General features: G+C 26.8%; 13 protein-coding genes. 7 read left to right on the top strand and 6 right to left on the bottom strand.

Features of this window, described 5'->3' with window-relative positions; translation table 11 throughout:
• The first annotated feature begins 146 nt into the window (after positions 1-146).
• From KI686_RS10710 to KI686_RS10690, 5 genes are all read left to right on the top strand, one after another.
• A complete protein-coding gene (locus KI686_RS10710) occupies positions 147-656 on the top strand; it encodes a GFO_1088 family ECF-type sigma factor (protein ID WP_237589284.1) in 510 nt (169 codons plus the stop codon).
• On the top strand, positions 643-1089 hold the full coding sequence (locus tag KI686_RS10705; RefSeq protein WP_237589283.1) for a PG0215 family putative anti-sigma factor: 447 nt from the start codon (positions 643-645) through the stop codon (positions 1087-1089). The genes KI686_RS10710 and KI686_RS10705 overlap by 14 nt, the downstream gene beginning before the upstream one ends.
• 32 nt (positions 1090-1121) lie before the next feature.
• Positions 1122-1634, top strand: a complete 513-nt coding sequence (locus KI686_RS10700; protein WP_237589282.1) for a GFO_1090 family protein — start codon at positions 1122-1124, stop codon at positions 1632-1634.
• 34 nt (positions 1635-1668) lie between these two features.
• Positions 1669-2811, top strand: coding sequence for an alpha/beta hydrolase-fold protein (locus KI686_RS10695; RefSeq protein ID WP_237589281.1), 1143 nt, complete (start codon positions 1669-1671; stop codon positions 2809-2811).
• Between the two features lie 118 nt (positions 2812-2929).
• Positions 2930-3466 (top strand): GFO_1091 family lipoprotein, encoded by a 537-nt coding sequence (locus KI686_RS10690; RefSeq protein ID WP_237589280.1) that lies wholly within the window; start codon positions 2930-2932, stop codon positions 3464-3466.
• Between the two features lie 97 nt (positions 3467-3563).
• Here the strand turns inward: KI686_RS10690 and KI686_RS10685 are convergent, their stop codons facing one another.
• The 6 genes from KI686_RS10685 to KI686_RS10660 all read right to left on the bottom strand — a co-directional run bounded on the left by KI686_RS10685 (position 3564) and on the right by KI686_RS10660 (position 8276).
• Complete coding sequence (locus KI686_RS10685; protein WP_237589279.1) at positions 3564-4295, bottom strand: head GIN domain-containing protein; 732 nt, start codon at positions 4293-4295, stop codon at positions 3564-3566.
• Between the two features lie 24 nt (positions 4296-4319).
• The gene (locus KI686_RS10680; RefSeq protein WP_237589278.1) at positions 4320-5402 is read right to left on the bottom strand and encodes a DUF4097 family beta strand repeat-containing protein; all 1083 of its coding nucleotides are present in this window, start codon (positions 5400-5402) and stop codon (positions 4320-4322) included.
• On the bottom strand, positions 5386-5910 hold the full coding sequence (locus KI686_RS10675) for a hypothetical protein (RefSeq protein ID WP_237589277.1): 525 nt from the start codon (positions 5908-5910) through the stop codon (positions 5386-5388). The genes KI686_RS10680 and KI686_RS10675 overlap by 17 nt, the downstream gene beginning before the upstream one ends.
• Positions 5900-6469 carry an RNA polymerase sigma factor gene (locus KI686_RS10670; protein WP_237589276.1) on the bottom strand — a complete coding sequence of 190 codons (570 nt, stop codon included), beginning with the start codon at positions 6467-6469 and terminating at the stop codon, positions 5900-5902. The genes KI686_RS10675 and KI686_RS10670 overlap by 11 nt, the downstream gene beginning before the upstream one ends.
• Positions 6470-6557: 88 nt before the next feature.
• Positions 6558-7190 (bottom strand): hypothetical protein, encoded by a 633-nt coding sequence (locus tag KI686_RS10665; RefSeq protein WP_237589275.1) that lies wholly within the window; start codon positions 7188-7190, stop codon positions 6558-6560.
• Positions 7191-7331: 141 nt separating this feature from the next.
• On the bottom strand, positions 7332-8276 hold the full coding sequence (locus KI686_RS10660; protein ID WP_237589274.1) for a hypothetical protein: 945 nt from the start codon (positions 8274-8276) through the stop codon (positions 7332-7334).
• A 101-nt stretch (positions 8277-8377) separates the two neighbouring features.
• On the opposite strand from KI686_RS10660, the gene KI686_RS10655 reads away from it, so the two are divergent.
• Both KI686_RS10655 and lon read left to right on the top strand, forming a co-directional pair.
• On the top strand, positions 8378-8995 hold the full coding sequence (locus tag KI686_RS10655; RefSeq protein ID WP_237589522.1) for a methyltransferase domain-containing protein: 618 nt from the start codon (positions 8378-8380) through the stop codon (positions 8993-8995).
• 157 nt (positions 8996-9152) lie between these two features.
• Positions 9153-11606 carry an endopeptidase La gene (gene lon / locus KI686_RS10650; protein WP_237589273.1) on the top strand — a complete coding sequence of 818 codons (2454 nt, stop codon included), beginning with the start codon at positions 9153-9155 and terminating at the stop codon, positions 11604-11606.
• Positions 11607-11765: the final 159 nt, after the last annotated feature.

Here is an 11765-nt window from a genome sequence, read left to right as displayed (position 1 = left end):
GTTTTTATGTGTATTACAACGCAATATATATATAAATAGTATTATTTTAATAAATTGTTGTAACAAAATATATAGTGCTTCGTCGTAATAATGTAGGCCTGATAACAAGATTATAATTAAACTAAACAAATCAACCAAACTAAAAAATGAATCAATCAGACTTTTTAAAAGTTGTTTTACCATTTAAAGACAAAGTCTTTAGGTTAGCAAAAAGGCTTTTGGTTTCTACAGAAGAAGCAGAAGATGCTACCCAAGAGTTGTTTTTTAAATTATGGAAAAGTAAAGAAAAGATTGCTGATTATAAGAATGTAGAAGCCTTTGCAATGACAATGACAAAAAATTATTGTTTTGATCGATTAAAATCTAAACAAGCAAGTAACTTAACATTAATACACAGTAATTATAAAGAAACAAGAACCTCTTTAGATAAAAATATAGAACATCAAGACAGTGTAAACCAAGTGCACCAATTGATAGAAAAATTACCCGAAAATCAAAAAATTATTATTCAATTAAGAGATGTTGAGCAATATAATTTTGATGAAATTTGTAAAATGGTAGATATGAAACCGACTGCAGTAAGGGTAGCTTTATCTAGAGCAAGAAAAACAATAAGAGAAGAATTAATTAAAAAACATAACTATGGAGTTAGCTAACATAGAAAAATTAATACAAAAATATTTAGATGCAGAAACTACTTTGCAAGAAGAAACTACCTTAAGAAACTATTTTACAGGAGGTAATGTTGCACCACATTTGCAAGAGTACGAGTATATGTTTAATTATTTTACAACTACAAAAGATGAAACTTATACAAAACCCATTCTGTTAAAACCTAAGAATTCTAAAAAGACAAAGAACTTAAAATGGGTATCTGTAGCAGCATCTGTAGTATTATTATTTAGTGTATTTATTGGTAATCAAGAGTATAAAAAGTATCAAGAAGAACAACAAGCAAAAGCACTTTATGCAGAAGTAAGTAAAGGTTTAAAGTTGTTATCTACAAATTTAAAGAAAGGAGAACAGGCTGTAGCAACTTTGTATACTTATGAAAACACAGTAAATAAAATTTTAAAAGAAACCAAGTAAGATTAGTAAAACCAAGTAAAGTTAAAAAAACAATGAAAAAAATAACCATATTATTAGCGTTAATACTAGCACCAATGCTAGCAAATGCACAATCATTTTTTGATAAATTAGAAGACATGAATGGAGTAGATGCTATTATTGTAAATAAAGATGCATTCGAAATTTTATCAAAATTTAATCCAGGAAAATCTGAAGGAAATGAGGCTATGGAAGTCTTTAAAATGATTCAGGAATTAAAAGAGTTTAAAGTATTTTCTACAAATGATGTTTCTATAGCAAACACCATGGATGAGATGGTAAAATCTCAAGTAAAAAGTGCTAGTTTAACAGAGTTAATGAGAATTAAAGAAGATGATTCTCGTGTAAAAATTTATGTAAAGACAACAAGAAATAAAGATTTTGTAAGCGAAGTTTTAATGTTTGTTAAAGGAATTGACAAAAAAACAAAAGGAAATTCTGAAGCTGTGGTTGTTTCTTTAACAGGGAATATAGATATTAATAAAATGTCTGAATTAGCAGATACTTTTGTTGATGAAAAAAAATAAGTAATTAGTATACTTACGAAACATTAAAAATAAAATGCAAAAAAAATCTCTAATTTTAATATTTGTTTTTTTTACAAGCTATGTTTTTTCGCAAAGCTATGAAAACTATAAAAAATTAGTAGATACCACTCTGTCATCATCATATTTAGGATATAATAAAAATATTAGTATTACTGTACCAAAAGATTGGCAACAAAATAATAATCATACTTATCCGCTAACAATAATTTTTGATAAACAGAATAAAAGAAGTCATCAGTTTATTATAAATACAATAGACTATTTAACTATTAGTGATCAAATGCCTTCAACAATCATTGTAAGCATAGCGTCTGATAGAATGAAACGTACTAAAGAGACTTTGCATAAAAAAACAAACTCTATAGGACAGGCTAAAGAAAATGAACTTTTTATTTTTAATGAATTAATACCTCTTTTAGAACAAAAGTATAAAGCAAATAAATTTAGATTGTTAATAGGGCACTCTAGGTACGGTTATTTAACTACGTATTTATTTGAAAAAAGATTAACAGAATTAAATGCTGTAATATCTTTAAGCCCTTTTTTTACAACTCAAAAAAATGTTAATCTTGCAGATTCTATTTTAAAAGTAAACTCATACAAAGGTAATCATACCAAATATTACAGATACGGAATTGGTAATGATTATCCAGATGAATTTAAAGTTATGGAAGCATCTTTAAAGTTAGTTGATCATCCGTTAATTAATACAAAAGGTGTATTGTTTAAAGATGCTTATCATAACACAACACCTGCATTAATTATTCCATCGGCTTTATATGAAGTCTTTGAGTATTGGAGTCATCAAATTCATCAATTTTTTGATATCAGTAATAAAGATATTCATCAATTAGCAATTGCTTCTAAAAATATCAAAAATCATTATGGTCAACAATTACGCCCATCTATAGGAGTGTTAAACGGCAAAGGATGGGAGTTTTATAATGATAAAGAATACAAAAAAGCAATTACTATTTGGGAAATTTTAATGGATGAATACCCTAGCTTTTCTGAAGGATTACTAAATATTATGTGGGCTAAAGAAGAATTAAAATTAAATACAGAAGACATTAAAATAAGATTGATGAATAGTCTTAAGAATTCTGAATTTTACTCTGAAGCCGAAAAGAAAGAAATTTTAAAAGAAATAGAATAAAATTGTTTGCTAGTTTAAAGACTTAAATAAGCAATACAATAAGCCAAATGTAAACAAGAAAAATAAGTTAGTTTTTAATATTAACTTTAAAAAAAATCAACCAAAACCACACAGAATAATGAAAACAATAGTTAAAATATTTTCACTTTTTTCAATCATATTAATGCTAACTTCATGTAATAATAAAAAATCTTTACAAGGATATTTAGTAGAAAGTCAAGAAAAAAAAGGTTTTATTACTGTTGATGTACCATCAAGTATTTTACAGTTAAAATCTACAGATGTTTCTAAAGAAGTAAAAGAAACTTTAAATAGTATTAGAAAAGTAAACGTTGTTGCCTTACCAATTAAAGATAATAAAGAGGCTTACGAAATAGAAAAAACAGCGCTTAAAACCATTTTTAAAGAAAATGAAGAAGCGTATAAATCTCTTATGACTGTAAAAGCAAAAGGGATGAATGTTAATGTTTTTTATACTGGAGATACAGATTCTATAGATGAAATTATTGTATTTGGTTATGGTGATGAAGTTGGAGTAGGAATAGCAAGGTTATTAGGTGAAGACATGAATCCGGCTATGGTAATGGAAATGATAAAGAATATAAAATTAGATGAAAATAGTTTAGATTTAAAAGAGCTTAGTGGTGTTTTTTAAAAGTAAATAATTTTTATGTTTAAGAAAAAACTTAGATAATAAAAAAGCCTTAAAAGAATTTTCTTTTAAGGCTTTTTTATTTGTTAGAAAGATGAGTTTAATTTTTATCAATTACATCTCCAGATCCAACAGATTTACTTTTTACATTACTTGGGTTTCCTTTATAATAAATATTACCAGAACCAACTAATTTAGCGTTTATTGTAGAATTTACAGTTGTTTTAATGTTACCAGAACCTGCAACACTAGCTTCTATTATGTCTGTATATAAACTATATGCATTAATATTACCAGACCCAGCAATAGAACAATTAAGCTCTTTAGTTGTGCCTTCTAAAAGAATACTACCAGAACCACCAATAGAGGCTTTTATAGAGTTAGAGTTAATGTTTAGTTTAATATTACCAGAACCGCCAATACTTACTTTAAAATTTTTAGCTTCTATTGTGTTATTGCTATAAATTTTACCAGAGCCACCTAAAGAAACACTTTCTAGACTTTTATAAGGTACTGTAATTGTTATTTTTTTTGTGGTGCTTATATTGGTGTTTTCTTTAAACTTAACTTTTAAGTTATTGCCAGATACTTCTGTTTCTATATAAGGTATAATATTTTCTTCTGCTTCAATGGTAATTTCTCCTTCATTACCTTTTACAAGAATAACATCAAAAGAACCACCAACAGAAATATCATTATAATTAGAAATAGATCTTGTAACAACTTTTGTATTTCCGTTTCCTTTTATTTTTTTACTGCCAAACCAATTTTGTGATTTTACTGTAAATGTTAGCATTAAAATTAGGGAAGTTAAAAAGACTTTTTTGTTCATAATTTTAGTTTTGGTTGATTTTTTTTAATTTTCTTTGATACTAACTCCTCCGTATTGAGAGTTAATGACCATTTTAGATTTTGTGTTTCCTTTTCCGAATTTGCCTTCAAAATATTTTGATGTAGCTTTAGATATATTTTTATAAAAATCTATTTTATCATTATTTCTACTAAACCCAGCGTACTGTAAATCTATTACAAAATCAAAAACAACAGCAGGATCTACATTTATTCTTATGCTAGCATATTCGCTGTTAATATCTACATTTTCAAAATCTTTTACTAAGTTTTTAACACTTATAGAACCGTAATCTGTATTAATTAATAAGTTTTTCTTTACGGTACCAAAACGCATTGTTAAATAATCAGAATTACCTTTAATGTCTATGGCTTCTTCAATAGAAATAGATCCATAATCGCAATTAAAATCAATTGTTTCTGTTTTATCAAATTTTAAAGTAGAATAATCTGCAACAGCTTTTATGTTTTCAGAAATATCAACAGTTAATTTAGAATAATCAATATTAATAGTACCCTTTTTTATGTAATGTATTGTAGAACTGTTAGAGTAATCTAGATTAATTACATTACTTGTAGCATTTAAATTACCTATTGCTATTTTACCGTATTCGCAATCTATATTAGCTTTTCCGTCTAAATTATCTAAATAAATATTACCATAATCATTATCTAAATCTACCGAATTAGTTTTTGGCATTTTAACATCGTAATTAATTTTGTAATTAATGTTTTTGCTACTCTTAAACCAAGAAGTCCAACTACTTTTATTACTTTCTATAATAGTTTCTGCTTCTACAAAAGATTTATTCGCATTAAAAATTACATCAATACCAGATATTTTATCTTTTACATCATCTAAATCGTCTCCTTGTACGGTAATTGTTACTGCTATTTCTACACTGTTTTTATCCCAGGTTGTAATGTTTAAATTACCATATTTATTATTTAAAGATACGGTTGCATTTGGGTTTACACTAAATACTTTTTTTATAACCTTATTTTTTTCGTGTTTCTTTTTGTCATCATTAGCGGTAACTAAGAGCGGAATAAAAAGAAAAAATAAAGTGATTTTATATATAAATCTCATCTTTTTTAATGTTAAGGTTTTTAATTTGTTCTATTTGCTCTAAAGTGTTTTCTAAAATAAGTAAGCGTTGCTGATAGTTTTTAATCATTGCATTTATAATTTCTCTTTGCTTACCATTTTTAGTTAATTCTTTAACAAAATCTGTATATTCTTCTTGTAATTCTTCTAATTCTTCAAGTGCATTTTCTATAATGCTTTCTGTGTCTAAATTTCTATTTTTTTCTAAAGTTTTTAATTCTTGATTTATAGTAGATACAAAGTAAGTTTGTACTTCTTCCATTTTAGGAGAAACATCTGCTAAATCTAATTGACTTTTTTGATGATTACTCCCCAAGAAAAAGCCTAGAACCAAAATTATTGATGCCGCAACTGATAACCATTTCCAAGAGGTTTTAACTACTTTTTTTTGTTTATTTAATTTGCGCTCAAAACGATCTAAATGGCTAGAATGTGGTTCTAGAAAATCGAATTCGTTTTCAGAAAAAAACTGATTTAATTTATCTTCCATACGCTTGTGTTTTTATACTATCGGCAAGTAATACTTGCTTTAATTTCTTTTTTGCTCTAGAAACGGTTGTTCTTACATTATCATTTGTATAGTTTAGTATTGTTGCAATTTCTTCATAATCATAACCTTCTATTAAATGTAATGTTAATACAAGTCTATAATTTTCTTTTAAACTTTGTAAACAATCTAATACTTTACTAGCTTTTAATTTAGAATAATCTATAACTTCTTCTGTTTCTAAATCATTATTAGGTATCACTTCCATCTTAACTTCATTATACCTATTATTCTTTTTTAATTGTGTTAAACTTTTATTGATAACAATTCTTTTTAACCATGCACCAAATGTAACTTCTCCTTTATAAGTATGCATTTTTGTAAAAACCGTTAAAAAGGCTTCTTGCATAATATCTTCTGCTTCAAAACTATCTTTTAAAATACGATGAGCTGTATTGTACATTGCTTTATAATAAGCTTTGTACAAATCTAACTGCGCATTTTTATCTGACTTTTTGCAGCGTTCTATAAGGTTGGTTATATGTGGTTGATTAGTTTCCAATAAAACGATTCTATTGTATAGACAAAATACTTTTTAATTTGTGACAGTTTTATGAAAAAAATATTTTTTATTGCAAACTACTATAACTTTATAGGTTGTTATAAAGTTCTTTTTTATGAAGCTCTTTTCTAACTTTCTTTTTAATTTCTAATTCTTCTTTTATATTATTTAGCATTTTAAAAAAATCATCTGTTAAAGAAATGTAGTTAATTGTAAAATAAACATCATCTTCAATAAATATATGATTACCTAAGCTATCTACAATTCTATTTTTAGAAAAACTAAACTGTGTATTATTATTTAAATACTTTTCTTTTAAAACATTTTTAATGATGCTTTTATCATTATTAGATAAATTAGAAAAGGTATAGTTAAATAAAAACAAGTTGTTTTGATAAAAGTGCATTACTAATTTAGCAGGATAACCACCAATTCTGGTTTTATGAAGTAAAATTGTAGTATTTTCTATTTTCTTTATTGTAACTCTTTTACTAAAAATATTTTTCTTCGCTTTTTTTATGGTGTAATTAAACTTTAAATTACTAGAAAAATAAATTTCTTTACTTGTTAAAACCTCTTTTTTATTTAAACACAAATCTACTAAGCCAGAATATGTTTCTGGTTTATCATACATTTTTAAAATATTTCTATAATAATAATGTTCGTATTTTGGGTAGAGGGTTTTATAGTTAAATAAAGTAGTAATAGGCTTTTTTATCATTTAGGGGACGATAGAAAATTATAGGTTTGTTTTAAATAGTTGAATTACAAATATAAAATTACTAAAAAAACTTAATTGAACCTTTATTTTTTAAAGAAAAATTAACAAAAAACTCGGTTTTGTTGCTAAAAGTTTAATAACTTACCTTGGTAAGGTATTAATTATTTCTTTTTTGTTACTGATTTTTAACAAATTCCAACTTAAATTATAATTGATTTTTTCTCCTACTAACAGTATTTTTTCTGGGCTTAAACATTCTAATTCGGTAAATAAATGATTGCCAAAAATAGTAACAGAAGTTCCGTTATCTGGATAAGTTGCATTTTCATCAAACGTAAACTCTTCTATAAATAGCGTGTTTTTTAAATATCCGGCAACCCATTTTTTTGCATCAGTACCAATTTTTTGAGGAAATTCTTCGGATGATTTTAATGCTAAAATTTCATCTTTGATAGAAGTATTTTCTTCGGCATAATTTTTTGCATCTGGCCATTTAGAAATGGTAAACCCATCTTTAAAAATACTATTTTTATGAAGTTTTGTATAACTAATGTTGGGTGTTTTAATTTTTGATAAACTCCAGATGGTTAAAGGAATTTTGTCTAATTCGGCATTTTTAGCAGCTTGTTTTTTTATCAATTCTTGATAAATATTTACTTTACAACCTTTGTTAAAAATAGTAATTGTTCTTTTAATCTGAATGCCTAAAAGATTGCTAACCGGACTTTTTAAAACAATTCCGTTTTCTAAAAAATCAACAGTATAAGCACTTGCATTAATATAAGGATCGGGAATATGTCTAGAACCTGTTATCAAATGATGGTATTCTTCTGAGCAAGGTAAAACTCTATTTCCACCAATATTTGGTGCTTGTTTTATAGAGTTGTTATAAAAATATTCTCCAATTTTTAATTCAATTCCTGTTAATTGGTCGTTTTCATAAAATATATTTTCATCATTTATAAAACCAAAAGAAATTATTCTTCCTGTTTTAGGAATTACAATAATTTTAATTTCTAAATTTGAAATCTCAACAGCTTTTTTCCAACTTTTATATGTAATTGTTTTAACCTGTATTGCAGACATATATTTTGTTTTGTACAAAAATGAAGAAAATAATTGAAGTTGTTTAATGATAATTTGTTTTGAAGAAAAAAAATAAAAAACCTTGGCCAACAAAAGATGCAATGGATCAGGTTTATAAAATGAAACTTTGGGGTACAAATAAAGACCAATTTTATTCTGGTTCTGGCTCTCATCAACCAGATATTATAGCACCATATATTAAGATGGTAACCCATTTTTTAACCTCTTTTAAAAAGCCAATTACTGTTTGCGATTTAGGTTGCGGAGATTTTAATATTGGTAAACATTTTGTGGCTTATGTTAAAAATTACATAGCTGTAGACATTGTTTTAGATTTAATAAATTATAACAAGCAAAAATTTAAAGCCAATAATTTAGAGTTTAAATGTTTAGATATTGCTGTAGATAATTTACCCGAAGGAGATTGTGTTATTTTAAGGCAAGTGTTACAGCATTTATCTAATAAAGAAGTAAAAAAAATAGTTGATAAATTAACAAATTATAAGTATATTATTTTAACTGAACATATACCAAACGGACATTTTGAAGCAAATAAAGATATTATTTCTGGCCAAGGTATTAGAATAAAAAAGAAAAGTGGTTTAGATCTTTTAGCGCCTCCTTTTTGTTTAAAAATAAAAGAAGAAAAACAATTACTTTCTTACGTTTTAGATAATAAGAAAGGAGTAATAGTTACTAAGCTTTATGTTACGTGTTAAGTACGCTTTTAAACCTTGGCACAACAATTGTTTTCTATTAAATGATATTAATTATATTGCATTTTATATAATTGATTATCAGTAAATTATAAATAACGAATTGATGTTGATTTTTATTGCTTTAAAAATTAATGTCAGTATGACAGAGATATAACAAATGAGCAAACCAAAAGTAATGCATTTAGACAATTTGTCGCTTCAAAATATGTTGAATGAAGATTCGGAATTAATTCCGTTAATGACGCCAGAAGACGAAGAGATTATTAATAAAGAAAGTGTACCAGAAATATTACCAATATTGCCTTTAAGAAATACCGTTTTATTTCCTGGTGTTGTAATACCAATTACTGCAGGTAGAGATAAATCGATACAATTAATTAAAGACGCCAATAAAGGCGATAAAGTAATTGGAGTAGTAGCACAAAAAAATGAAGATGTAGAAGAACCTGTTTTAAGTGATATTCATACAACTGGTGTTGTAGCGCAAATTTTACGTGTTTTAAAAATGCCAGATGGTAATACAACTGTAATTATACAAGGTAAAAAACGTTTTGAAATTGATACAATTATACAAGACAAACCTTATTTAAAAGCAACTGTAAAAGAAGCTATAGAAGATAAAAATGTTGATGATAAAAAAGAGTTTGATGCTATTATAGATGCAATAAAAGAACAAGCTTTAGAGGTAATTAAAGAAAATCCTATGTTACCAAGCGAAGCTTCTTTTGCTATTAAAAACATCAAATCCAATTCTTTCTTGGTGAATTTTATTTCATCAAATATGGATTTATCTGTAGCTCAAAAACAAACAATTTTAGAAAAAAGTAGCTTAAAAGAACGTGCTTTATTAGCGTTAAAAAACTTAAATAAAGAACTACAAAAATTAAAATTACGTAACGATATTCAGTCTAAAACAAGAGAAGATTTAGATCAGCAACAAAGAGAATATTATTTACATCAACAATTAAAAACCATTCAAGAAGAGTTGGGTGGTGCTTCTAATGATGAAGAATTAGAAGAAATGCGCAAGCAAGCAAAAACTAAAAAGTGGACTAAAGAAGTTGGCGATACTTTTGAAAAAGAGTTGAATCGATTAAAAAGAATGAATCCGCAAGCAGCAGAATATGGCGTTCAAAGAAGCTACTTAGAGTTATTGTTAGAGTTGCCTTGGGGTGTTTACTCTAAAGATAAATTCGATTTAAAACACGCCATAAAAGTTTTAGATAAAGATCATTTTGGTTTAGAAAAAGTAAAAGACAGAATTATAGAACATTTGGCTGTTTTAAAGTTAAGAAACGATATGAAATCGCCAATTATCTGTTTATACGGACCTCCAGGAGTTGGTAAAACTTCTTTAGGTAAATCTGTAGCAGAAGCATTAGGTCGTAAATATGTACGTATGTCTTTAGGTGGTTTAAGAGATGAAGCCGAAATTAGAGGTCATAGAAAAACATATATTGGTGCAATGCCAGGTCGTTTAATTCAGAATTTAAAAAAGGCAGGTACATCAAACCCAGTTTTTGTTTTAGATGAAATAGACAAGTTAGGGCAAAGCCATCAAGGAGATCCTTCTTCTGCAATGTTAGAAGTTTTAGATCCGGCACAAAACGAAGCTTTTTATGATAATTATTTAGAAGTAGGTTACGATTTGTCTAAAATCTTATTTATTGCAACAGCTAATAATTTAGGGCAAATTCCTTGGGCTTTGCGTGATAGAATGGAAATTATAAATGTAACCGGTTATACTATTGAAGAAAAAATAGAAATAGCAAAAAGACATTTATTACCAAAACAATTAAAAGAACATGGTTTAACTACCAAAGACTTAAAATTAGGTAAAAAACAAATAGAGCAAATTGTAGAAGGTTACACAAGAGAATCTGGTGTACGTGGTTTAGAAAAACAAATTGCCAAAGTGGTACGTTTTGCAGCAAAATCTATTGCTTTAGAAGAAGAGTATGATATTACTTTGTCTTCAGAAAAAGTAGAAGATATTTTAGGTACACCAAGAAACAAAGATAAATTTGAAAATAATGATACTGCAGGTGTTGTTACAGGTTTGGCTTGGACACAAGTTGGTGGAGATATTTTGTTTATAGAGTCTATTTTATCTAAAGGAAAAGGAGCACTTTCTATAACTGGTAACCTTGGTAATGTTATGAAAGAATCTGCAACCATTGCAATGAAATACATAAAATCGAATGCAGAAGAATTTGGTATTAAACCAGAAGTGTTAGAAAAGTATGATGTTCATATTCACGTACCAGAAGGAGCAACGCCAAAAGATGGGCCAAGTGCTGGTATAACTATGTTAACCTCTTTAGTTTCTTCTTATACACAGCGTAAAATTAAAAATAAATTGGCCATGACGGGTGAAATTACTTTGAGAGGAAAAGTATTGCCTGTTGGCGGAATTAAAGAAAAAATATTAGCTGCTAAAAGAGCAAATATTAAAGAAATTATTTTGTGTAAAGACAACGAAAAAGACATTTTAGAGATAAAAGAAAGTTATTTAAAAGGTTTAACTTTCCATTATGTTACAGAAATGAAAGAAGTAATAGATATTGCAATTACAAAGCAAAAAGCTAAAAATGCTAAAAAAATAGCTTAATAATAAAAAATGCCTCTCAAATTTTGAGAGGCTTTTTTATTACTTTAAACTTGTAAACTTGTTTTTTTGTAGCTAATTCCTGCTTTCCGCACTCGCTTTTTTAACGCTTCGCTAGAATGTGCTTCATAAAAATATCTTTTTATGAAACCCAATCTTAAA

Origin of the sequence: Polaribacter sargassicola (assembly GCF_021991835.1) — a bacterium.
GTDB lineage: Bacteria > Bacteroidota > Bacteroidia > Flavobacteriales > Flavobacteriaceae > Polaribacter > Polaribacter sargassicola.
Note: the sequence above shows the minus strand (reverse complement) of the source record. Positions and strands in the feature narration are given on the sequence as shown.